The sequence below is a fragment of the Marinobacter sp. genome (assembly GCF_046484525.1).
Classification (GTDB): Bacteria; Pseudomonadota; Gammaproteobacteria; order Pseudomonadales; family Oleiphilaceae; genus Marinobacter.
On sequence record NZ_JAWOIS010000062.1, the window covers coordinates 80,605 to 103,574 of the forward strand.

The 22,970-nt window shown below is 59.4% G+C and carries 25 protein-coding genes; 10 read left to right on the forward strand and 15 right to left on the reverse strand.

What is annotated here, in order from left to right:
• Window positions 1-110: 110 nt before the first annotated feature.
• Together R6W86_RS13585 and R6W86_RS13590 are read left to right on the forward strand one after the other, a co-directional pair.
• A complete protein-coding gene (locus R6W86_RS13585; protein WP_410329899.1) occupies window positions 111-302 on the forward strand; it encodes a hypothetical protein in 192 nt (63 codons plus the stop codon).
• A gap of 38 nt (window positions 303-340) precedes the next feature.
• Window positions 341-850, forward strand: coding sequence for a BCAM0308 family protein (locus tag R6W86_RS13590; RefSeq protein WP_410329900.1), 510 nt, complete (start codon window positions 341-343; stop codon window positions 848-850).
• A gap of 3 nt (window positions 851-853) precedes the next feature.
• Here the strand turns inward: R6W86_RS13590 and R6W86_RS13595 are convergent, their stop codons facing one another.
• Genes R6W86_RS13595 through R6W86_RS13640 form a run of 10 tightly spaced genes read right to left on the reverse strand, consistent with a single transcriptional unit; the run spans window position 854 to window position 7,767 of the window.
• Complete coding sequence (locus tag R6W86_RS13595) at window positions 854-1,756, reverse strand: F0F1 ATP synthase subunit gamma (RefSeq protein WP_410329901.1); 903 nt, start codon at window positions 1,754-1,756, stop codon at window positions 854-856.
• Between the two features lies 1 nt (window position 1,757).
• Window positions 1,758-3,290: an alternate F1F0 ATPase, F1 subunit alpha gene (locus R6W86_RS13600; RefSeq protein ID WP_410329902.1), complete on the reverse strand. Its 1,533-nt coding sequence runs from the start codon at window positions 3,288-3,290 to the stop codon at window positions 1,758-1,760.
• Window positions 3,291-3,294: 4 nt separating this feature from the next.
• Entirely contained in the window at window positions 3,295-4,062 is a 768-nt protein-coding gene (locus R6W86_RS13605; RefSeq protein ID WP_410329903.1) for a hypothetical protein, read from the reverse strand.
• Between the two features lie 3 nt (window positions 4,063-4,065).
• Complete coding sequence (locus R6W86_RS13610) at window positions 4,066-4,344, reverse strand: F0F1 ATP synthase subunit C (protein WP_410329904.1); 279 nt, start codon at window positions 4,342-4,344, stop codon at window positions 4,066-4,068.
• A gap of 11 nt (window positions 4,345-4,355) precedes the next feature.
• Window positions 4,356-5,072, reverse strand: coding sequence for a F0F1 ATP synthase subunit A (locus R6W86_RS13615; RefSeq protein WP_410329905.1), 717 nt, complete (start codon window positions 5,070-5,072; stop codon window positions 4,356-4,358).
• Window positions 5,069-5,386 (reverse strand): ATP synthase subunit I, encoded by a 318-nt coding sequence (locus tag R6W86_RS13620; RefSeq protein WP_410329906.1) that lies wholly within the window; start codon window positions 5,384-5,386, stop codon window positions 5,069-5,071. Before R6W86_RS13620 ends, R6W86_RS13615 begins: the two co-directional genes overlap by 4 nt.
• Complete coding sequence (locus R6W86_RS13625; RefSeq protein WP_410329907.1) at window positions 5,379-5,693, reverse strand: AtpZ/AtpI family protein; 315 nt, start codon at window positions 5,691-5,693, stop codon at window positions 5,379-5,381. Before R6W86_RS13625 ends, R6W86_RS13620 begins: the two co-directional genes overlap by 8 nt.
• Complete coding sequence (locus R6W86_RS13630) at window positions 5,686-6,114, reverse strand: F0F1 ATP synthase subunit epsilon (RefSeq protein ID WP_410329908.1); 429 nt, start codon at window positions 6,112-6,114, stop codon at window positions 5,686-5,688. Before R6W86_RS13630 ends, R6W86_RS13625 begins: the two co-directional genes overlap by 8 nt.
• Window positions 6,104-7,513, reverse strand: a complete 1,410-nt coding sequence (atpD, locus tag R6W86_RS13635) for a F0F1 ATP synthase subunit beta (RefSeq protein ID WP_410329909.1) — start codon at window positions 7,511-7,513, stop codon at window positions 6,104-6,106. Before atpD ends, R6W86_RS13630 begins: the two co-directional genes overlap by 11 nt.
• Window positions 7,510-7,767, reverse strand: a complete 258-nt coding sequence (locus tag R6W86_RS13640) for a putative PEP-binding protein (RefSeq protein WP_410329910.1) — start codon at window positions 7,765-7,767, stop codon at window positions 7,510-7,512. Before R6W86_RS13640 ends, atpD begins: the two co-directional genes overlap by 4 nt.
• A gap of 426 nt (window positions 7,768-8,193) precedes the next feature.
• Here R6W86_RS13640 and R6W86_RS13645 point away from each other — a divergent pair, with 426 nt between their 5' ends.
• Window positions 8,194-8,628, forward strand: coding sequence for a hypothetical protein (locus R6W86_RS13645; protein ID WP_410329911.1), 435 nt, complete (start codon window positions 8,194-8,196; stop codon window positions 8,626-8,628).
• An 89-nt stretch (window positions 8,629-8,717) separates the two neighbouring features.
• On the opposite strand, the gene R6W86_RS13650 is transcribed toward R6W86_RS13645, so the two are convergent.
• Complete coding sequence (locus tag R6W86_RS13650; protein WP_410329912.1) at window positions 8,718-9,254, reverse strand: DUF2058 domain-containing protein; 537 nt, start codon at window positions 9,252-9,254, stop codon at window positions 8,718-8,720.
• 106 nt (window positions 9,255-9,360) lie between these two features.
• On the opposite strand from R6W86_RS13650, the gene dbpA reads away from it, so the two are divergent.
• The 4 genes from dbpA to R6W86_RS13670 all read left to right on the forward strand — a co-directional run bounded on the left by dbpA (window position 9,361) and on the right by R6W86_RS13670 (window position 14,387).
• Entirely contained in the window at window positions 9,361-10,734 is a 1,374-nt protein-coding gene (gene dbpA, locus R6W86_RS13655) for an ATP-dependent RNA helicase DbpA (RefSeq protein WP_410329913.1), read from the forward strand.
• 224 nt (window positions 10,735-10,958) lie between these two features.
• Window positions 10,959-11,210 (forward strand): OadG family protein, encoded by a 252-nt coding sequence (locus tag R6W86_RS13660; protein WP_410329914.1) that lies wholly within the window; start codon window positions 10,959-10,961, stop codon window positions 11,208-11,210.
• 41 nt (window positions 11,211-11,251) lie between these two features.
• On the forward strand, window positions 11,252-13,039 hold the full coding sequence (gene oadA / locus R6W86_RS13665) for a sodium-extruding oxaloacetate decarboxylase subunit alpha (RefSeq protein ID WP_410329915.1): 1,788 nt from the start codon (window positions 11,252-11,254) through the stop codon (window positions 13,037-13,039).
• A gap of 13 nt (window positions 13,040-13,052) precedes the next feature.
• Window positions 13,053-14,387: a sodium ion-translocating decarboxylase subunit beta gene (locus R6W86_RS13670; protein WP_410329916.1), complete on the forward strand. Its 1,335-nt coding sequence runs from the start codon at window positions 13,053-13,055 to the stop codon at window positions 14,385-14,387.
• A gap of 325 nt (window positions 14,388-14,712) precedes the next feature.
• Here the strand turns inward: R6W86_RS13670 and R6W86_RS13675 are convergent, their stop codons facing one another.
• Genes R6W86_RS13675 through imuA form a run of 3 tightly spaced genes read right to left on the reverse strand, consistent with a single transcriptional unit; the run spans window position 14,713 to window position 19,946 of the window.
• Window positions 14,713-17,826, reverse strand: coding sequence for an error-prone DNA polymerase (locus tag R6W86_RS13675; protein WP_410329917.1), 3,114 nt, complete (start codon window positions 17,824-17,826; stop codon window positions 14,713-14,715).
• A gap of 4 nt (window positions 17,827-17,830) precedes the next feature.
• Window positions 17,831-19,249, reverse strand: a complete 1,419-nt coding sequence (locus R6W86_RS13680) for a Y-family DNA polymerase (RefSeq protein ID WP_410329918.1) — start codon at window positions 19,247-19,249, stop codon at window positions 17,831-17,833.
• 7 nt (window positions 19,250-19,256) lie between these two features.
• A complete protein-coding gene (gene imuA / locus R6W86_RS13685) occupies window positions 19,257-19,946 on the reverse strand; it encodes a translesion DNA synthesis-associated protein ImuA (protein WP_410329919.1) in 690 nt (229 codons plus the stop codon).
• A 121-nt stretch (window positions 19,947-20,067) separates the two neighbouring features.
• Here imuA and R6W86_RS13690 point away from each other — a divergent pair, with 121 nt between their 5' ends.
• Window positions 20,068-20,415, forward strand: coding sequence for a 4a-hydroxytetrahydrobiopterin dehydratase (locus tag R6W86_RS13690; RefSeq protein ID WP_410329920.1), 348 nt, complete (start codon window positions 20,068-20,070; stop codon window positions 20,413-20,415).
• Between the two features lie 66 nt (window positions 20,416-20,481).
• Here the strand turns inward: R6W86_RS13690 and R6W86_RS13695 are convergent, their stop codons facing one another.
• Complete coding sequence (locus R6W86_RS13695; RefSeq protein WP_410329921.1) at window positions 20,482-21,468, reverse strand: integron integrase; 987 nt, start codon at window positions 21,466-21,468, stop codon at window positions 20,482-20,484.
• A 701-nt stretch (window positions 21,469-22,169) separates the two neighbouring features.
• Here R6W86_RS13695 and R6W86_RS13700 point away from each other — a divergent pair.
• Complete coding sequence (locus R6W86_RS13700) at window positions 22,170-22,535, forward strand: hypothetical protein (protein WP_410329922.1); 366 nt, start codon at window positions 22,170-22,172, stop codon at window positions 22,533-22,535.
• Between the two features lie 109 nt (window positions 22,536-22,644).
• Window positions 22,645-22,970 (forward strand): hypothetical protein (locus R6W86_RS13705; protein WP_410329923.1); only part of this gene is annotated, 326 nt, incomplete at its 3' end.

Genomic DNA, 22,970 nt, shown 5'->3' on the forward strand with positions numbered 1-22,970 from the left:
AGAAAGGACTTGCCACGAATCAATTTCTGACCGATCACTATTTGCACAATCCTCACCCTCCTGCCTATTCTTCAAGTTGCAAGCAAATAATATGGCACGGAGGTCCGACAATGAATAAAACCCTGAATGGCTCCTACGACGATCACGACCAGGCCAAGAACACCTGGGATGACCTGATTGCGACTGGCATCCCGAGGGATAACATCTACATCGACGAAGACGCCAAGGTCGTTAAGGTCATCGTGCCGGAAGAAACCGAGCGGGAGGTCCGGGAAATCTTCGAGCGACACAGGCTGCACTGACACCGACATTCCGGATTAACAGGGAAAGGAGCAAATGTATGAGCGGAAAAGATGGTGATGTAGCCGAACGCGGTCGTGGCGACAGGCTAATCAAGGAGGAGATTCACGACCCATATATGGCCAGGAGCAAGCCTAAGGAACCCACCGTGTGCCCCGAGTGCCGTGCTGTTTTTCACAAGGGGCGCTGGCAGTGGTCGGCGGAGCCGGTCGGGGAGGCCCACGAGATGATGTGCCCCGCCTGTGAACGAATCCGGGATGACATGCCGGCAGGCATTCTCACTCTCTCTGGTGTGTTCCTCGGAAAGCATCGGGATGAAATTCTTAAACTTATCTATAACAAGGTCGAGGAAGAAAAGGCCGATCATCCCATGAAGCGACTGATGGGCGTCGAGGATGGTCCGGAAGGGGAGTTGGTGGTGAAATTTACCGATCTACACCTGCCCCGGGGCACGGGTGAAGCCATTGAGCGGGCCTACGACGGTGAGCTGGAAATCCAGTACACCAAGGAATCCAACCTGGTCCGGGTTTACTGGAACCGCGATGAGTAACGGCTAACGCGGCCGCCCGGCATCGGTTTCAATGGCCTCGAATCCGGCCACAAGGTCCAGGAGTTCCGAGGTGATGACCGTCTGCCTGGCGCGTCTGTAGTCCATCGTAACGTCACCGAGCCTTTCCTCCAGATTACGTTCGGCCGCCTGCATGGCGGCCAGACGCCCTCCATGTTCACTGGCCTGAGATTCTGCGCAGGCGCGGAACAGAAGTACGAAAAGGTACTGGTCCAGCAGGCGGCGAAACAGCGCCCGCCGGTCCATGGTGTAGGTCGGCAGGCTTCGGGAGGGCCAGGGCTCTTCTTCCAGTCGGTGAAACCGCCGCAGGTTTACCGGTAACAACTCAACGCCGGTGGGGTGGTAGCCCTGCATGCTGGAGTGGCGGTTGTAGAACAGGTAGACATAATGCACACCACCCTGTTCCCGCCATTCGTCAATTTTCAGAAGGATCTGGCCGACCGTCTTGGTAATCTGGCTTGCTGACCCCGGCACCGGAAACTCCTCCTCGATGGTCTGTCCGGCATGTTCCAGGCTGGCGGCTGCCCGTGCACCCACGGCCAGTATTCGCCGACTATCTCTGTCCGCCGGAATGCTCTCCATGCGTTCCAGAGAATATTCAACAATATCCTCGTTAAAACGGCCGCACAGCCCATGGTCAGAGCCGAAAATGACAGCGCCCAGACGGTGGTCGCCGGAGGGTGAACCCCCGGCAAAGCTTGAGGGATCAAAGCCCTTGAGAACCACATGCAGCCCCATCTCGACCGTGCGGTAGTAGCCGGAAAGTGCCCGGGCTGCCTGCTCGTACTGGTGAATATTGGCTGCAGAGAGTGCCTTCATGGTTTTGACGATGCCGCGGAGATCTTCCAGGCTGTCCAGCCGTTTCCGCAGGTGTTCGAGGGATTCCATGTCAGGTCCGGTCCTTGTCTGAAGGCGCTAACTCTGTTGCCAGCGCCTCCTTAATGGCTTCGGTGGTCTGCTGCCACTGCTCGTCGCCCAGTTTCTTGCCGGCGTCGATCTGCGCGCAGATTTCGGGCAAGGTCGCCGACAGGTGCTGCTGAATATTCTGCTCCCTTTCTGAAACCGATTCCGCGGGCAGATCATCCAGAAGCCCGGCGTTCACGGCAAAAAGAATGACGGCCTGCTCGCTGGCTCGCAGGGGGTGGTGCTCGCCCTGTTTCAACACTTCCCGGACGCGCCGGCCACGCTCGATGGTGGCGCGGGTATCCTTGTCCAGGCGAGTGGAAAAACGGGCAAACGTTTCCAGCTCCTCGAACTGAGAGTAGGCGAGGCGTAGGTCGCTGGCCACACTGCGAAGGGAGGGATGCTGGGTTTTTCCGCCAACCCGTGAGACGGATTTGCCCACGTCGATGGCGGGTAAGAGGCCTTTCTGGAACAGCGTCGGTGACAGGTAGACCTGACCGTCGGTAATGGAAATAAGGTTGGTGGGAATGTAGGCGGAAATATCCTGGGCCTGGGTTTCAATCACCGGCAAAGCGGTCAGCGAGCCGCCCCCGAACTCGCTGCGCAAGTGCGTGCTGCGCTCCAGCAACCGGGAATGGATGTAGAAGATATCGCCAGGGTAGGCTTCCCGGCCAGGTGGCCTGCGCAGCAGCAGTGATAGTTCCCGGTAGGCCCGGGCGTGGCGAGTCAGATCATCGTAGACGATCAGCGCATCCTGGCCCTGTTCCATGAAATATTCGGCCATGGTGGTCGCTGCGTAGGGGGTAATGAAACGAAGGCCCGGCGGATTGTCATCCGAGGCCACCACCACTACCGTGTGCTCCATGGCCCGGTGCTGACGGAGGGTTTCCACCACCTTGGCAACCGAGGTCGCCCTCTGGCCAACGGCACAGTAAATGCACACCACGCCCTTGCCACGCTGGTTTATGATGGTGTCGATGGCAATGGAGGTCTTGCCGGTCTGGCGGTCTCCCAGGATCAGTTCCCGTTGCCCCCGGCCAATGGGAATGAGAGCATCTATGGATTTGATGCCGGTCTCCAGCGGGGTGGTCACCGGTGCCCGTTCGATGATTTCCGGCGCCGGCCGTTCAATGGGGCGGCGTTCGTGGACCTCCAGTGGCTTGCCGCCATCCAGCACCCGGCCCGTGGCATCAATCACCCGGCCCAGCAGCCCCTCGCCCACCGGGGTGTCGGTTTCCCGGCCGGTTGCCGTCACCCGTATTCCTGCATTGAGGTTGTCGCTATCGCCGAGCAGCATGATGCCCACTTCATTCGGCTCCAGGTTGACGGCCACCCCGAGAACGCCATCGGGAAACTGCACCAGCTCTTCCGAAGTAACACTGGCCAGACCCCGCACCCGGGCAATGCCGCCACCGACCTGCATTACGGTCCCGGTTTCCTGGCTGTGCAGGGTGAATCTGTTGTCCCGGGTGACGGTCTTCATCGTCGCCATGGTGTCATCGAGCATTTGTATCAGCATGGCATCAGGCTCCCGGCCCGCCTGTTTGAAGAGGCTCAAACGCTTTCTCGATACTTGCGGTCATCTCTTCCAGGTAGTCCGACAGGTTCCAGCTGATCCGCTGACTTTCACAGGTCAGTTCGATGCCGCAGATCAGCTCTGGCGCCCGCGTATAGTTCACCGCCAGGTCAGCACCAATCAGATCGTGAATCGCTCGGGTCAAGGTGCTTCGCTGGGCCGGTTCAAGCTCGAAGGAACTGGCAATGGTGGCAGGTTCCCCGGAATGCCCCATGGCCTCCCGGGTTTCTTCATCCAGCGAGTTTAGTTGCCGGACAAAGGTATGGGCAATCCGCTCCTCCAGGCGTTCGTCCGCAAGGTCCTGCAGGGCCTTCCGGATAACGGACTCAACCACGTCCAGGGACTGATGCCGCATTCCGTCGATAAAAGCCGTCTTTTCTTCGCTCACCTCACGCATCCAGTGGTTGCGAGCGCGGGCGGTTTCCTCTCGCGCCTGATCCAGCATCTGGCTTCGTGTCTGTCGGGCTTCCTGGCGCGCTTCTTCCAGCAGTTCCTCACGCTCTTTCTCAAAGCTCGCAAGTTTCTGTTGGTAGCTTTCCTTCTCCTTCATCGCCTGCTGTTCGCGGCTGTCCGCCTCGTCCATGCGGTTGCGGATTTTCTGCTCACGCCGGTCCATGGCCCGGGTAACCGGCTGATAGAGAAAGTGCTTGAGCAGCCAGACCAGGATCAGGAAATTGACAACCTGGGCCGATACCGTGATCCAGTTGATTTCCATGGATCAGCCTCCGGCAACGGCCGTCACATGATCCCAGAATGGGTTGGCGAAGATCAGGATCATGGCCACCACAAAGCAGTAGATTGCGGTCGACTCGATCATGGCCAGGCCCACGAACAGGGTACGGGTAATCGTGGCAGATTCATCCGGCTGCTGGGCGATGGCACTCAGGGCCTGGGCGACGGCCCGGGCTTCTCCGAACGCGGGCCCGATGGAGCCGATGGCGATGGTCAGGCCTGCGGTGATGACTGAAACCATGCCGATCAGAGAAATGCTGTCCATAGGCAACTCCTTTACTGTTTGGACGGTGGTGTTTTCTGCTGAGGTTCGTCTGGCTCGCCATGCTCATGGACCGTGGTCGCCGAAGCGATATAGACCATGGCGAGAATGGCAAAGATATAGGCCTGGATCATGCCGGTAAGCAGCCCCAATAATTGCATGACCACAGGAAAGAAGTAGGGTGTCAGGCTCAGCAGGATGGCGACGATCACTGTCCCGCTCATGATGTTGCCATAGAGGCGGACAGCCAGGGCAACCGTGCGGGAAATCTCCCCGATCACATTGAACGGTAGCATCAGCGGGGTCGGCTTGATGTAATGCTGCAGGTAGGCCCCGGCGCCTTTGCTGGCAATGCCGAAAACCGGCACGGCAACAAACACGCATATGGCGAGGGCGGTTGTGGTGGACAGCGATCCCGTGGGGGCCATGTAACCGGGAATTACATTGAGCAGGTTGGCCATCGCAATAAACAGGAACAGGGTGCCCACGAAAGGCAGGTAAGGCCCTGGCTGCTGATGGCTTACCTGGGCGATCTGGTCCCGGATACCGATCACCACCACTTCCAGAAGGTTTTGCCAGCGTGACAGGTCGTGGCCTTCCGACAGTTTCCGGTTCACCAGCCAGGACACCAGGGTCAGCAGGGCCATCACCAGCCAGGTAAACACGATGGTTGCATTCAGGGCGAAATCGCCCCATTGCCAATAAATAACGCTGTCTGGCGTAATGGTCATGCCTGTGGATCCTCCCTGCCCAGTGTGGACTTAAGCCGGCGGCCGATCATCAAGCGGGGCAGGGTAAAGCCGGCGGCCGCCACCAGGAGATGCTCCCAGCTGCCGATCCGGGCTATCACCAGGAATCCGGCCAGGGTCACACCAAAACGTAACAGGAGGCTGGCCAGCATCATTATGGCCGGATGGGCAGCCGTTGGCAGCCGTTGGACGGTCAGCCATAGCCCCCAGAGAAAGACGGTTCCGAGCAGGACACCCAGCCCGAAACTGGCTATGTGGCCCGTCACAAATCCGGCAAGGGATACCCCTTCACTCATCCTCACTCTCCTGTTTGATCCAGTACCACGCGTTCAGGCAGCCCAGTGCCACCCCGATAATCAGCAGTGTCAGGGTCCAGGACACCTCACCGGGCCAGCGCCGGTCGGCCCAGACGCCAATTGCGATGCCAATCAGGGTAGGGACCGCTACGGACCAGCCTACCAGTCCGAACATGCCCAGTCCGAACCAGGCAGTGCGGCGGCCCTCTGCCCGGGCCTTCTGCTTGCGCCTTGCCCGGCGCCCAACGGTGCTGCCGAGGTCCCCGGGGTCGTTGTCAGAGCCTGGCGGGTTGGGTTTGTCAGTCATGGAACTGCTCCCTGAGATCAAGGAATCGCCGCAGGGCACCGGCCTCGAGTCGGGCAAGTGCGCCGCGGGCCCTTCGCTCGTGCTCATCAAGCTCCAGGAAGCGTTCCTCGATCAGTTCCTGTAGCTCCGCGATATCGGTTCCGGTGACGCCCTGGGGCGTGGAGATAAACACATCGCGCCCACACTTCACCAGGATGCCCCGGTCCACTGCGGCAAAGTGTTCCTCTCCCTCACTGGTATAGAAGGAAAGAACGCCCGGCACCAGTGCTGCCACAAAATCGATGTGCCTGGGCAGCAGACAGAACTCGCCGTTTTCCGCTTCGGCAATGATTTTCGAAACGGACTGCTCCAGAAGCACTTCCGTCGGCAGCAACAGGCGAAGGTGCATGGAGTCCGGAGTCGATAGTTGATCAGGACTCACGACTGGCCTCCGGGATGTCCACTTCGTCGATGTCACCAATCATGTAAAGGGCCTTTTCGCTGACCTTTTCGAACTCGCCGGCCAGTATCCGCTCACAGCCTGCGATGGTTTTTTCCAGGGGCACCAGGCGACCGCCCTTGCCGGTGAACTGCCCGGTGGTGAAAAACGGTTGGGTCAGGAAACGTTCCAGCCTTCGGGCCTTGCTCACTGTGGCCCGGTCCTCTCGGGAGAGTTCCTCCATCCCGAGCATGGAGATGATGTCCTTGAGATCGTCATATTCCGCCAGGGTGCTTCGCACCGCTTGCGCGACCCGGTAATGGCGATGGCCGACTATCGTTGGAGTCAGCATCTTCGAGTCTGTTTTCAGAGGATCCACGGCGGGGTACAAACCCTGGCTGGCCCGCTTCCGGGACAGGACGATGGAGGCGGTCAGGTGGGAGAAAATATGGGTGGCGGAAGGGTCGGTCAGGTCATCCGCTGGTACATAGACCGCCTGAACCGAGGTAATGCTGCCATTGCGCGAGCTGCAGATCCGTTCTTCCAGTGCCGCCAGTTCGGTGGCCAGGGTGGGCTGGTAGCCGACCCGGGACGGAATCCGCCCCATCAGGCCGGAAACTTCGGTACCAGACTGCACGAACCGGAACACATTGTCGATCAGCAGCAGAACATCCCGCTTCTGCACATCCCGGAAATGCTCCGCGATGGTCAGCGCGGCATGGCCAACCCGGAACCTCGCGCCGGGTGGTTCGTTCATCTGGCCATAGACGAGCACCGATTTCTCCAGCACACCGGATTCCTGCATTGAACTGTACATGTCCTCGGCCTCGCGCATGCGCTCGCCAATGCCGCAGAACAGGCTGATGCCCTCATATTGCTCGGCCATGTTGTTGATCATCTCGTTGATCAGCACTGTCTTGCCAACGCCCGCGCCCCCGAACATGCCGGATTTGCCACCGCGCTCCATGGGTGCGAGCAGATCGATGGCCTTGATCCCGGTTTCAAAGATCTCAGTACTGGTGGTGCGCTCTGCAAGTGGCAGCATCGGGCGGTGGATGGGCCAGTACTCGGTGGTCTCGATGGCCGGGCCACCATCTACTGGTTTGCCGAACACATTCATCATGCGGCCCAGCAGAGAGGGGCCAACCGGCACCTTCAGTCCCGCTCCGGTCTGTCTGACCGGCACGCCCCGGGCGAGTCGCCGGGTGGAGTTCATGGCGATGCAGCGTACGGTAGTGGTATTGAGGTGAGTCTGCACCTCCAGAATTACCTGCCAGTCCTTGCCGGTCCGCAGTTCGGCGTTGCGGGAGGGCAGGGCGGAGCTGAACTGCACGTCCACCACGTTTCCCCGGACTGCAGTAATGCTGCCCTGGCTCTCCGAAGGTCTCGCGCTGCTGCTCATGACGGGTCTCCCGCGGATTCGGCTCGTGCAACCTGTTCTTTCACCCGCAGGAAACTGTCCGGACTCACCGAGAGAAAGTCGATACCGCAGTTGACCAGAAACGCCGCAAACTCCGGGTGGTCACTGGCAGCCTGGCCGCACAGGTCCACTTCACGGCCTCGACCGTCGATGCCATAACGCTTCAGGCAGCTGTGGGGAGGGGTGGGTGACCGGCGACTTTTGGTTGCGGGCGTGTCAGATGCAAGGTCGGTCATTGTCGTACCTGCTGATAAGGTTTCCTGTCCCGAATTATACTTGTCCCACACAGGCTACCAGTCTCAGAGCGGGGCACATTGGGTTCACCCCAAAGATTAGCAGGCCCGCTGCGGTTATGTGTTCGGTTCTGGGTGTATCGCCCGCGGTATTCGCGGCAACCATGGATAGCGTCAAAACCGATAACCTCTCGGCCCCACCTGTAGACGGCAAGACACTGATTTACATAGATACTGTCGGTACCTGCCAACTGATTTGCCGATGAAGGCGAGGATGGTTTAGACCAGTTGGCTTCGGATTCATCCTGGGTTACCGGCCTCTGGGCGCGCGAGCGTCGCGGAACCGCTTGATACCATCTCTGGTAGTCCACGCCGTAAACGAAAACGGGGCTGAATTTTCAGCCCCGTTTTTTTGTGCCCGATAAAGCGGTGGACTGTCGTTTATCCGCCGCCACCCTGGCCGCCGGAGCCTTTACCACCACGGTTACCTTGTCCACCATTCATCATACCCTGACCCTGACCCTGACCTTGGCCTTGACCTTGGCCTTGACCTTGGTCATTCATCATACCTTGGCCCTGACCCTGGCCTTGACCATTCATCATGCCCTGTCCTTGGCCGCGGCCCTGGCCGTTCTGAAGCTCTACGCCGCGCTCGCGGGCGCGCTCAAGCATGCGCTCTTGGTGCCGCTGCAGGTATTGTTGCCGTTCCGCCTGGGTGTTCAGGTTCTGCATGGTCTGGCGGTGTTCCTGCATCTCCTGCTGGGTCATCAGTTCCCGGCCGAAGACGGCTTCTTCTTCCTGGGCTGCGAGGGGAAAGCTGACCATGGTGACCAGCATGGCAACGCCGGCGGTGCGAATCAGTGAGGTTTTCAGTTTCATGGTGTTATTCTCCCGAATGAGACTGTTCCTGCAGTCTAGTTCAGCGCCGCCGGGCGCGAAGTTATTACTAATACCTACCACATCAGGTCGTCAGGGATCTCGTAACCGGCATAGGGATCGTCCTCGCCCTGGTCGTCCTGCTTGCGGTCGTGCAGGACCACAACGGCGCCTTCGTCCCGCTCAATGATCTTGCGGGCGACCTTTTCAGGCACCACATCATAGTTCTCGCCCAGACGAACCACCGCCAGACGGCCACGGGAGAGCTGATCCACCATGGTGTCGTCCACCAGGATTTTCTTGATCTTCTTGTCATCCACGAACTGGTAGGAGGTTTCGCCCCGGCTGCGATCCAGACGGTTGGTTTCCACCAGCTGACGGATCTGGGCCTGGATGGCTTTTTTCTCTACCTCTTTCTGGCGCTGGAGGTTCAGCTGCCGGTCCCGTTCGGCCTTCTCTTCCCGGGCCTGGCGGGCGCGGATTTCCGCTTCGTTGACCTGTACCGCCCCCTTGGGCTGCTGTTTGCGTTGTTTGCGTTTCTCACTGCGGATGGCCTTGGCTTTCTTCTCGTCGGCCAGACCGGCTTTCAGTAACTGATCCTGTAGGGATGCCATCGGTAGCTCCGTTCTTTATTTACCAAATCGGGTATCCTGATGGTGTAGTATACGCGCTCGTTTTTGCCTCCATAACCAGCATCGGCTGTCCCCGGGATTTTCTTGTATGTCTTCCTTTAAAGAATTTGGTCTTTCACCTGCCATGGTTGCCAATCTTGAGCAGCTTGGTTTCGAACAACCTACCGAGATCCAGGCCCGGGCGTTGCCCCATTGCCTGGCGGGTAAGGATGTTATTGCCATGGCCCAGACCGGCAGCGGGAAAACAGCGGCCTTCGGCATTGGATTGATCGAGGGCCTTCGGCCGCGACTGTTTGCCGTGCAGGCGGTGGTGCTTTGCCCCACACGTGAGCTGGCGGACCAGGTGGCGAAATCCTTGCGGGAGCTGGCCCGGGCCCGGAAGAACATCAAGGTGCTTACCCTGTGTGGCGGGGTTGCCATCGGCCCCCAGATCGGCTCCCTGAGCCACGGAGCGCATATCGTTGTGGGTACGCCGGGGCGGATTCAGGATCACCTGCGCAAGGGTACTCTGAAGCTGGACAAGGCCAGTACGGTTGTCCTGGATGAAGCGGATCGGATGCTGGACATGGGGTTTCAGGAAGCGATGGAGGACATCCTTTCCCACACGCCGGACGCGCGCCAGACCCTGATGTTTTCTGCTACCTGGCCGGAAGCCATCCGTAAGCTCAGCAGTCGTTACCAGCGCGAACCTGTAGATGTGAGGGCGGAGTCGGCTGGGGACAACCCGGATATCCGTGAGCTCTTCTATGAAATTCCTTCCGGTGTCACCGCCGGGGCGGTCATGGCGGTACTGTCTGAGCGCCAGCCCGCATCCTGCATCGTGTTCTGTACCACCAAACAGCAGTGTGATGAGCTTGCTGACAGCCTGCGGGACAGTGGTTTTTCCGCTTTAGCGCTCCACGGGGATCTGGAACAGCGGGAGCGGGATAGCGTGCTGGTGCGTTTCGGCAACCAGAGCTGCTCGGTACTGGTAGCTACTGACGTGGCTGCCCGGGGGCTGGATATCAAATCCCTGCCCCTGGTGATCAACGCCGAGCCGGCAAGGGATCCCGAAGTTCATACCCATCGTGTGGGCCGCACTGGCCGCGCGGGTGAACAGGGCCTGGCGGTAACTCTTTGCACACCTGCCAAAGGCCACAAGATCAGCCAGCTCGAGGCTGCCCGTAAGCGGCCGGCGGCATGGGGCGATACCGAAGCCCTGCTGGCGGTGCCGCGCCGGCCCGTGGCACCGGCCATGCGGACACTGTGTATTGCCGGCGGCCGAAAGGACAAGGTGCGCCCCGGTGATGTCCTTGGTGCGCTGACCGGTGAAGCGGGCATTCCCGGAGCGGCCGTGGGCAAGATCGATCTGTTTGATTTTCAGTGCTTTGTTGCGATCGATCGGGAGCTCGCAGCCAAGGCTCTGAAGCGCCTCGAACAGGGGCGGATCAAGGGGCGGAAAATACGTGTCCGATATGCCTGAATTCGGAACGGCTCCGGGGTGCGGAAATTTGTCAATTCGGGCCACGAGCCTCGGAAAGCGCGTATGGCAAATCCCATTCAGGTTGCTCGGGGCACGCGAAAACGGTAAATTACGCAGGATTTTGCCTCCCGATTTGTCCCGATAAGGCTGTAAGACCTTAGTCTAAGTGGTCGGACCGGGCAAGGCGGGGAAATCACACAAACCAATACAGGTAGCTGTTCGATATGAATGAGCTGATGTCACAAGCCGTTGATCTGATGATCGCAGGTATGGGCTTCGTGTTCGTGTTCCTGATTGTTCTGGTATTCGCGACACTCCTCATGTCCAAACTCATTGGACGGTTTGCGCCACCAGAGCCGGCAACCCCGGCCAGAACGCCACGTGCCAAGCCGAAGGCGCCCGCGTCGGTTGATCCTGACACTGCCGAGGCCATCAAGAAGGCGATTGCACAATACCGGTCACGCCACAAGAAGTGACCCGGTAACAGATTAGAACCTTTTAACAGAAGGCTGACACGATGACTGACACAAAGAAACCGCTGGGGATTACGGACGTAATTCTGCGTGACGCGCACCAGTCCCTGCTTGCCACCCGTATGCGGCTGGATGACATGCTGCCCATTGCCGAGAAACTCGACAAAGTCGGTTTCTGGTCTCTGGAATCCTGGGGTGGAGCTACCTTCGACTCCTGTATCCGTTACCTGGGCGAAGATCCCTGGGATCGCATCCGCGAGCTGAAAAAAGCCATGCCCAACACGCCGCAGCAGATGTTGCTGCGTGGTCAGAATCTGTTGGGGTACCGCCATTACGCGGATGACGTGGTGGACCGTTTCTGTGAGCGTGCCGCCGAGAATGGCGTCGATGTATTCCGTATTTTTGATGCGATGAACGACCCTCGCAACCTGGATCGTGCCATCAAGGCCGTTCGTAAGACCGGCAAGCACGCCCAGGGCACCATTGCCTACACCACCAGCCCGGTCCACACCATCGAGATGTGGGTCGAGCTGGCGAAGGAAGTGGCCGACATGGGCGCGGACTCCATCGCTATCAAGGACATGGCGGGTATTCTCAAGCCGTACGTGGCCTACGATCTGGTCAGCCGTCTGAAGAAAGAACTGGATATTCCGATCCACATGCAGTGCCACGCAACGACTGGCATGTCGACCGCCACTGCCATCAAGGCGGCGGAAGCCGGTATCGATAACGTGGACACCGCCATCTCCTCAATGAGTATGACCTACGGTCACTCGCCCACCGAAGCTGTGGTGGCGATTCTGGAAGGCACCGACCGTGACACCGGCCTGGATCTGAACCTGCTGGAAGAAATCGCTTCATACTTCCGCGGAGTGCGCAAGAAGTACGCGAAGTTCGAGGGCAGCCTCCGGGGTACCGATTCCCGCATCCTGATTGCCCAGGTGCCCGGTGGCATGCTGACCAACATGGAAAACCAGCTGCGTGAGCAGAACGCGAGCGACAAGTTCGACCAGGTTCTGGACGAGATTCCCAAGGTCCGCGAAGACCTGGGCTTCATTCCGCTGGTAACGCCGACGTCCCAGATCGTGGGTACCCAGGCGGTACTGAACGTTCTGACCGGCGAGCGCTACAAGTCCATCTCCAAAGAAACCTCTGCAATCCTCAAGGGCGAGTACGGTGCGGCACCGGCGCCCATGAACAAGGAATTGCAGGAGCGTGTTCTGGACGGAAAAGAGCCCGTTACCTGTCGTCCGGCCGACCTGCTTGAGCCGGAAATGGACAAGCTGACCGACGAACTGAAGAAGCTCGCCGAAGAGAAAGGCATCAAGCTGGCGGATAACACCGTAGACGACGTGCTGACCTACGCGCTGTTCCCGCAGATCGGCCTGAAGTTCCTGGAAAACCGTGGCAACCCGGATGCATTCGAGCCGGTTCCGACCGCCGAAAGCGCCGCTCCGGCCAAGAAGTCCGAAGGCCCCGAGACCTACACCGTGGAAGTGAACGGCAAGAAGTTTGTGGTTGCTGTTTCCGAAGGCGGTGAGATCAGCCAGATCCAGGGTGAGGGTGGTGCTGCTTCCGCACCGGCCGCATCCTCGGCACCGGCACCTGCTGCCGGCGAAGGTGAGCCTCTGGTAGCACCGCTGGGCGGTAACATCTTCAAGGTTCTGGTTTCTCCGGGTGACACCGTGGAAGAGGGCGATGTCCTGATCATCCTCGAAGCCATGAAGATGGAAACCGAAGTTCGCGCACCCAAAGCCGGTACCATCGGTGAGGTCTTCATCAAGGTCGGTGATGCCGTATCCCCTGATGATGAAATGCTGACAATCGCATAAGGGCCAGCATTCCATGGAAAAATTAATCACACTCTGGACAGGTAGTGGCCTGTTCAACATCGAGCTCGGCCAGGTGATCATGATCGCCATCGGCCTGCTTCTGCTGTTCCTTGCAGTTCGCAAGGGCTTTGAGCCACTGCTGCTGATACCAATCGGTTTCGGCGGCATCCTGGCGAACATCCCGGAGGCAGGGCTTGCCCTGACTGCGGCGGAAAATGCCATCCACTTCGCTCTCAAGAGCGACGCGAGCCAGATTCTGGCCGCGCTGGCCGCGCCGCTAGATGTGGCTTATCAGGCCGGCCAGGCGGTGACGCCCGAGCTGAAGGAAGCCTTCAAGGTTGCCGTCAAGGAGGCCAGTTACTCCGAGATGGCGATGGCCAACTCCATTGCCCAGGACTTCGGTTATGGCCATGGCATGCTGTACAACTTCTACTCCGTGGTTATCGGCAGCACCATCGGGCCGCTGGTGATTTTCATGGGCGTGGGTGCCATGACAGACTTTGGTCCTTTGTTGGCCAACCCGAAGACCATGCTGCTGGGTGCGGCAGCGCAGTTCGGTATTTTTGGAACCGTGTTGGGTGCTGCATTGCTGGACTGGACCGGTGTTCTGGATTTCAACATCCTGGAAGCCGCCGCCATCGGTATTATCGGTGGTGCGGATGGTCCTACCTCCATCTACGTGTCCAGTGTTCTGGCTCCGCATCTGCTGGGTGCCATTGCGGTCTCGGCCTATGCCTACATGGCGATGGTGCCGATGATCCAGCCGCCGATCATGAAGGCGCTGACCAGCGAAAAAGAGCGCGCCATCAAGATGTCCCAGCTGCGCCCGGTGAGCAAGCAGGAGAAGATTATCTTCCCGCTGGTGGTACTGATTGCGGTGGTTCTGTTCCTGCCGGATGCGGCACCGCTGCTGGGTATGTTCTGCTTCGGTAACCTGATGCGGGAGTGTGGCGTGGTGGAGCGTCTGAGCGATACGGCCCAGAATGCCCTGATCAATATCACCACGATCTTCCTTGGGCTGTCTGTTGGCTCCAAGCTGATGGCGGACAAGTTCCTGGACGCCCAGACTCTGGGTATTCTGGCGCTGGGTATTGTCGCATTCGGTATCGGTACGGCTTGTGGTGTGCTGATGGCGAAGTTGATGAATAAGCTGACCAAGGAGCAGATCAACCCGCTGATCGGTTCTGCCGGGGTATCTGCGGTGCCGATGGCGGCGCGGGTGTCCAACAAGGTTGGTCTGGAGGCCAATCCGCAGAACTTCCTGCTGATGCACGCGATGGGGCCGAACGTGGCTGGTGTTATCGGCTCCGCGGTGGCTGCGGGTGTGATGATCAAGTTGTTGAGCTGATCTCTCGCCGCTGTTTTGAGAAGACCTCGCCTTTGGGCGGGGTTTTCTTGTTTCTGGCCGTTAACTTAAGGTGCAAGCACCTGTCAGGGTCTCCCTCCCGGGAACCGCTACGAGCACCCCTTCGGGGTCCAGCCAGCAATCACAGATTGCTGTCGTTCGGCTGTCGCATGAAGCTTCGCTTCATAAACGCTCGGCCTCACCCATGTGCGCTTGTTTCAGGCCATCCATGGCCTTCAACATTCCCGGGAGGGAGACCCTGACAGGCGCCCATACCATTCAGTGGGATTCCGGAAACGAGACCCTGAAGGTATGTGTAGATTCGAGATCAGTGAAAATCTCTCGAACTGACCGGTAACGAGTTAATCAGATGGCTCAGGTCCGACAGTTTCCCCGCCATCACATGGACGATATCGCCCTCTCTCTCCAGCACGCCTTTCACATGTAATAGCCGGGCAGTCAGTAATGGCTTCCGCTGCCGTCGTGCGGTTTCCAGCCAGACTACGACGTTTACGTTGCCGGTTTCGTCTTCGAGGGTGACGAAGGTGACGCCAGAGGCGGAGCCGGGGCGTTGGCGGCCGGTGACGAGGCCGGCGACCTGGACGGGGATGCCGGCTTTGGTGGTTTTGAGTTGTTCGGAGGTGAGGCAGAAGCGGAGGTGGCCTTGCTGCCGTAATAGAGCCAGGGGGTGGCGTTGGAGGGTCAGGCCCTGGCTGGCGTAGTCGGCCAGGACGTTCTGGCCTTCGGTGGGTTCGGGGAGTTGGTCGCAGTGGTCCGGTTGGTAGTCGTCCGGGTCTTCTGCGGCGAACAGTTCGGTGGGCTGTTCGTGATCGAGCAGTTGCCAGTAGGCCTGGTGGCGGTTAGCGGTGAAGCCGGGCATGGCGTTGGCGCCGGCGAGGAGTTCCATGTCCCGCTGGTTGAGGGCGGCCTGGCGGCGGAGTTCTGTGGCGGAGCGGTAGCCGTTGGCCGGGCGGTTTTGGTGGATGCGTTCGGCGCCGCCGGTGGAAAGGCCCTGGATGATTCTGAGGCCCAGGCGCAGGTGGCGGTCCGGGCCTTCGAGGGTGTGGTCCCAATGGCTGTAATTGACGTCTGGTGGCAACACGGTGACGTTGTGGCGGCGAGCGTCCTGGACCAGTTGGGATGGGGAGTAGAAGCCCATGGGCTGGCTGTTGAGCAGGGCGCAGTAGAAGGCTGCGGGGTAGTGGCGTTTGATCCAGGCAGAGACGTAAACCAGCAGGGCGAAGCTGGCGGCGTGGGATTCGGGGAAGCCGTAACCACCGAAGCCGCAGATCTGTTGGTATAACCGTTCGGCAAAGTCGGCATCATGGCCCCGTTCGAGCATGCCGGTGATGAGTTTTTCCCGGAACGGGGTGAGGTCGCCGTGGGATTTCCAGGCGGCCATGGCGCGGCGGAGTTGGTCTGCTTCGCCGGCGGAGAAGCCGGCGGCGACCATGGCGAGTTTGATGACCTGTTCCTGAAAAATGGGCACGCCCAGGGTGCGTTCCAGGACACGGCGGACGGCGTCGTTTGGGTAGTCCACCGGTTCCAGGCCGTGTTTGCGGCGCAGGTAGGGGTGGACCATGTCGCCCTGGATGGGACCGGGGCGGACGATGGCGACTTCGATGACCAGATCATAGTAAGTCTCCGGCTTCAGCCGCGGCAGCATGTTGATCTGGGCGCGGGATTCCACCTGGAATACGCCGATGCTGTCGCCCTTCTGGAGCATGGCGTAGGTGGCCGGGTCTTCCTGGGGGATGTCCTGGATAGTAAATGGGCCGCCTTTTTGTTCGCTGATCAGCTCCAGCGCCTTGCGGATGGCAGAGAGCATGCCGAGCGCCAGGACGTCCACTTTCATCAGCCCGAGGCTTTCCAGGTCGTCCTTGTCCCACTGGATCACGGTACGGTCTTCCATGGCGGCGTTCTCGACCGGTACCAGTTCGGCCAGCGGGCCGGAACTGATCACAAAGCCGCCGACGTGCTGGGACAGGTGCCGGGGAAAGCCGAGCAGGGTGTTCACCAGGGTAAAGAACTGGTCCGCCACCTGCGGGTTGCGGGTGAGATTCTTGTCCAGGATCTGCTGGCGCCAGTTGGTGGCCTCGTCCCGCCAGTCGATGCCATCCAGCAGTTGTTCCACCAGGGCCGGATCAAAACCCAGGGCCTTGCCCACATCGCGGATGGCGCTGCGGGGGCGGTAGCGGATGACGGTGGCGGCCAGAGCGGCCCGTTCCCGGGTATAGCGCCGATAGATGTACTGGATGACTTCCTCCCGCCGTTCGTGCTCGAAATCCACATCGATATCCGGCGGTTCGTTGCGATCCCTGGAGATGAATCGTTCGAACAGCAGCTCTACATTGGCCGGGTTCACTTCGGTGATACCCAGGCAATAACAAACCGCCGAATTGGCCGCCGAGCCCCGTCCCTGGCACAGGATGCCCTGGCTGCGGGCAAAGGCGACGATGTCCTGGATGGTGAGGAAGTAGTGTTCGTACTTCATCTCCGTGATCAGCTCCAGCTCCTTGCGGATCAGGCCCTGGATCTGGAGCGGGGTGCCATCCGGGTAGCGCCGGCGCTCGCCTTCGCGGGTCAGGCGTTTGAGGTAGCCGGCGGGCGTTTCATCCTCCGGAACCAGATCCGGTGGGTATTCGTAGCGCAGGCTGCCGGGCTCGAAGGTGCAGTCCTCGGCAATGCGCAGGGCCTGTTGCAGCCAGGTTTCCGGGAACAGCCGTTGCAGGACTGGCAGGGGACGCAGGTAACGCTCACCGTTCTGGAACAGGCAATGGCCGGCACTTTCCAGGGTGGTGTGATGGCGCAGGGTGGTGAGTACGTCCTGCAGGGGCTGGCGCTCCCGGCTGTGCATGTGGACCTCGCCACAGGCGGTGATGGGGCAGCGAAGCTGATCGGCCAGCCAGCGGGTGCGGGCCAGTTGCTGCTCTTCTCCGGATTCCAGGGTACGGGCGGCGGCAATCCAGAACCGGTGGTCAAACAGCCGGTACAGCCATTCGCCGCAGGCCAGGGCCTGGTCAGCATCCACCTCGACAATGGCTGGCGGCAGCCAGAGGCACAGGCAGTCGTCCAGCTCGTGGGTTTCCACATCCCTGTAAAACAGCCGGTACTGGCCTTTTTCCGCGCGGCGGCGGCCAGTAGTGATCAGCTGGCATAGCTGGCCGTACCCCATGCGGGTGCGGGCGAGCAAGATGAATCGGGGAATCGCGGCGCCTGTCGGGGCATCCTCCAGCTCAAACCAGCTGCCGGTAATCAGCTTGACCTGACTTTCTTTCAGGGCTGCCCAGGCCCGGGGAATGCCGGCCACGGAGCAGGCATCGGTGATGGCCAGGGCGGTGTAACCCAACTCTGCCGCCCGTTCCGACAATTCGTGAGGGTGGGAGGCGCCGGTCAGGAAAGTGAAGTTGCTGAAGCAGAAGAGCTCGGCGTAGCCGGACATTGCGTCACCCGAACCAGCCATGGATGAACCAACCCTCATGCACATCCCGGAAGACCCAGGCCAGCTGGCCGCTTTGCAGCTGGGCGATGTAATAATCCCGATGTACCCGTTGGCCGTCCCACCAGCCGCCACTGATGCGTTCCGGCCCGGCAAACCAGGCCGCCGGCGGTTCGGTCAGCGGTTGCGGGCCCTGCAGCAGCCAGAGTGGCCTGCGGGGCAGGTGTTCCGGCGCTGCAAGACGGGATTTGTGTTTTTGTTGCACCTCTGTGGCCGACCAGGCCCGCTCCGGGCGATGGTCCGCCTGGGGGGATAACCGTTTCAGGGATTGCTCGCCCAGTCGTGCCTGCAACCGGCTGATCAGGGTATGCCAGGCCTCGTTCAGGTCCTGGCCTTCGCCCAACAGATCCTGGCCGGTGGGAGCTTCTCGCCCCAGAAAGCGTTTCACCGACAGCACCAGGGCAACCGCCGGTGCCCGCAATGGCTGCTGTTCCAGCCGCAGCCGGATCAGGTTCAGGAAGGCCTCGGCCCGGTGTTCCGGCCCGGCGGTCCGTATCCGCAGGCGGGTGTCTTCCTCGTGCCGGTGCTGCAGGATCAGGTGCAGGCTGTCGGTGTCCTGCTGGCGCCAGCACAGGTCGTCTTCCAGCTCCGAGAGTATGCGTTGCAGCGGAAACAGCAGCCCCTGAGTGTGTTCGATCTCCTGAATGAAATCCGCCTGCTGACGAAACGAATGGGGCGGCTGCCAAGGTGTTTGCGGATCGGGCCTTGTGCCCTGGATTTTCTGGATGCGGGCCAGGGTTTCCGGAGACAGCCGGCGGGCCAGCTCCGGTGCGGGCAGCGCGAATACCTCGCCCAGGGTATTCAGACCCAGCCGCTGCAGGCGGGTGCAGGTTTTCCCATCAAACTCTGCAGCCACCAGTGGCATGGTCTCCAGGGCCCGGAGAATATGACCCTTGTCCGCTGTGCATTCCCCCTTGCCGGCCCGGGCAATCAGTCGGGCTGACAGCGGAGTATGGCCAATGGCAACCCAGGCGGTGAGCCGGTGTTCGTTCAGGGCCTGTTCCACCGTTTGCCAGACCGCCGGCAGGCCGCCGTATAGCCTCTGCAGACTGCCGATTTCCGCCAGGAGGCCATCCGGGGATACCAATACGATGTGGGCAGCGTAGCGGTATAGCCACCGAGCCTGGTCTTCCAGTATCCGGGCTTCCTGCTCGGGCTGTGCCCGCACCATGCCCAGTTCCGGTACCAGGTTGATGGCGGTTTTCAGGCGCATGCCGGCACGTACACCATGGTCCCGGGCATCCGGGCAGGCCTGGATAACGCGCTGGCCGGAGCCTTCCACAATAACCAGAGGGCGTTGGTCCTCCCGGTCACGGCGGATATGGTCCAGCAGCAGGTGCGGAAAATGCAGGTACAACCAGAGCATGTGAACCCTATCGTTGTGTGTGTTGCCAGGGGCCTTGCACCACCCGAGGGGCTTCCCGGAACGCCAGGTCGGCCCGGTGCGCCATGGCCAGGCTGCACCGCTGCCCGGGCCAGCTGCCCCGGCGCTTGATCACATTGACCTTGAGATCCTGATTGTCGTCCGGCGTCAGTTCCAGGCGCAGGGCGGCCGGAGAGTTCTGCTCTGCATATTTGCGCTCCCGGAACAGCACACACACGTTGCTGCCCGCTTCCGCCGCCAGTTGCAGCCGGCGGACCTCACGGGTGGCCAGCTTGCCCGGCCAGGCCAGCACCAGACCGGTGACCGGGGAGCGAAGGCAGTTTTCCAGGGTCCATAGGAAATCGCCGGCATCTTCGGTATGAATCATTACCACCTGATCCAGATCTACGCCTTCCCGTGCCAGGGCCGGTGCATAGGGCGTGTGTGGCGGATTCAGCCAGAATGCGGTCTTGCCCGCTTCCGTCAGCCGCTGCATCAACGGTAATAACAAGTGCAGCTCGCCAATACCGGGGGCATCCAGCAGGCATTCGCTCAACGCGCCCCGGGGCCAGCCGATGCCCCCCAGCTGGTTATCCAGTACCTGGTAGCCGGTGGATTCGGAGGGTTGTGTGGTTTGACGGTGCCGGTGCCCCTGCCAGACACGGGCATCCCGCATCAGTGTGTTCAGCAGTTCGCTCATGGGGAAATCTCCGAATACTGTTTAAATATACAGTATTATGAACAGGGCCGGATTTCAAGCACCGGGTTGATAAAACGAAGGCTGAAACCCATGGTTAGGGAAGAGGCAAAAGGAGGTGAAAATGAGCGATCTGAAACAGCAAGCCTGTGAAGCCTGCAGTGCTGACGCACCACAAGTCACCGCAGACGAAAAAGCCGAACTGCTCAAATCTGTTCCCGACTGGGAAATCGTCGAGCTGGATGGCGAAGAACAGCTCCGGTGCGTGTTCAAATTCCGCAACTTCGTCCAGGCCCAGGCATTCACCAACAAAGTGGCCGATCTGGCCGAAGAGGAAAATCATCACCCGGCTATCCTGCTGGAGTGGGGCAAAGCCACCGTGCGCTGGTGGACCCACAAGATTGGCGGCCTGCACAAAAACGACTTCGTGATGGCCGCTCGCACAGACGACGCTTACCAGAACATGCAGTGAGGCCCTCAGGGCCCCCGCTGCCCGGCTATATCCATATCAAACGGATACCGGCCAGTAACCGGGAGTTTAAAAGGCACTGTCAACCGGGCTGCGGACGCCAAATCCTCCCTTGCGAACAACGTGGGTGTAGATCTCAGTGGTTCGCAGGTCCGAATGCCCCAGCAGCTTCTGGATGGTGCGCAGGTCGTACCCCGCCTCAAGCAGACGCGTAGCAAAACTGTGTCGGAAGGTGTGGCTGCCCGCATGCTTGCGAATACCAGCATCCAAAATAGCGCGCCGGAAGTGTTTCTGAACCGTCCGATCGAGCAGATGATGGCGCCTCCGGACGTTAGCACGCGGATCCCGGGAAAGCTCCGCTGCGGGGAAAACATACTGCCAGCCAGGCTCCTCGCTGGCATTCGGATACTTTCGTGCCAGCCCTGCGGGTAAATAGACTGAACCGACCCCTTTGAGGAGATCGGCCTGATGCTGGTGCAGGGCAGAATCGATCTGTTTCCGTAGCGGCTTAATCAAGCGATCCGGCAGCAAAGTAATCCGGTCCTTGTCCCCCTTGCCACTTCGAACGATCAGCTGCTGCATATCAAAGTCCACGTCTTTAACCCGCAAACGCAACGCTTCATTAATACGCAGGCCTGAGCCATAGAGAAGCATGGCGACAAGCCTGTATTCGCCTTCCAGGTTGCCGATCACTGCCTTTACTTCCTCCGGACTGAACACGGTGGGTAAACGCTTGGGCCTCCTCGCGCGTTCAAAACTGAGTTCCTCCAAGGGCTGCCCCAGGAACTCACGGTACAGAAACACAAGCGCATTGAGCGCGACCCTCTGGGTAGCGGTGCTGACATTTGCCTGCAAAACAAGGTGAGACAGAAACGCTTCCACTTCGACAGTTCCCATAGACTCAGGGTGTCTCCGATCATGAAACCGGATGAACCGTTTGATCCAGAACAGGTAGGTTGTTTCGGTTTTGTACGCCATGCCGCGCAGACGGATAAAGCTCCGGACCTTGTCCAGGAAGCGGGTTGGCTGTGCCGGAAGGGGGGAGGGGATATCCATATCCAGTCATCCTCGAAATACTGTTTTTATATACAGTAACCCGGTATATGGAGATGTCAAGATGCGACTGTAGGGCGGAGTTATAAGAACGCGTTCGCAAAACTGCAAAAGTCGCATGAGAAATCCGTGTAACTATCTGATAGGGTTGAAAAGATGGAAAACAATGGGCGGAGTTATACGCCCACAATGGTGCGCAGGGGTGGCTCGAAGGTGGGCGTATAACTCCGGCGGTAGCCGTGGTGAAATGCTCTCAAGCAACTGTTTTTGAAGTGATTTTTGAAAAAAATATTGAGAGTTTTAAGATGGGGTTTTACGAACGGGTGTTATACGAACGCGTTCGTATAATTAGCTGTTATATGCACGGGGCAATCAGGCTCCGGCAAAAGTAGGTGAGAGTTTTTGGGAGAACTACTGTTTGACGGGTTGTTTAGGGGAGGGGTTCGCTTCCTCGCAAGGCTTCTCGGTTGTGAGCAAACCTGTGAAGGCGGCGCAGGACTCCTCTTGTTGGTTCTTTTGCTGATCTTGTTCATTTGTGTGGTGGTTCTTGTGGTTGGCCATATTCGGAATCCGACCAAGAAGAAAGGTCGCTGAAACCGTGCCAGTTATAACAAGGCAATTAAATTCGTTCCGGCCTTCGGCCTCCACCGGACGCCCTTTTCAGGGCGCCGTTTATTGCTGGCGTTAAATTTTTGGTGCACTAGATGAGCATTTATAATTGGTTATTTGAAAAGCTCACAGGCGTCAAACCGGCAGACCCGGAGCTAAACGCCCGGATACCTGAGAACGATGCAGAAAAATATCTTGAAACTGTAGAAAGTTGGCCACACAGGATCACTGGGGAATTTTTCCTCCTAGACTCCGGCTCAGAGCAGGGTAAATACGCCCATTGGGCCATAGGTACGTTCGAATTAGCTGGGTTTAACGAACCTATCTTGGTTGAGTTTAAGGGCCCGGTTCTCGAAAACGCTGGCGTAACAACCGAATTTGATCTACCAAGAAATATAGCCCTATGGGTTAGTGCTCCTGAGCAGGAGTATTACCAAGTAGCCAAACTTGAAATAATTTAACAAGTCGATCAAGTTCGTTCCGGCCTACGGCCTCCACCGGACGCCCTGTACAGGGCGCCGCTTATCTTTGCGTTAAAGGCCTTGCTCCGGTGCTCATTGGGTTTTGTGTTTGGCACTGGCTTCAGTGGTTGTCCGCAGGCTGAAAACAGGCCTCAGTCTGGCAACGGTTTGGCGGCTAATCTGGTGTTCAGGTCTCGGGGCAATCCGGCGTATTCATTGGGCAATTTCTGCCTATTCGGTGTTCTGGTTCCTGGCGCAATTGGTCAAGTTATTGCAAGGTATCGGGAGTCGGCATTCAGCGTTGGGTGCCAAATCAAAAACCAAGGGTAAACAGGCCCTTAACAAGTCGCAGCAGTACGCGGCCTACGGCCGCCGGACGCCCTTTCCATGGCTCCTTCGTCGCCATTCCAAGGGCGCCGCTGTGCTTCGGCGTTA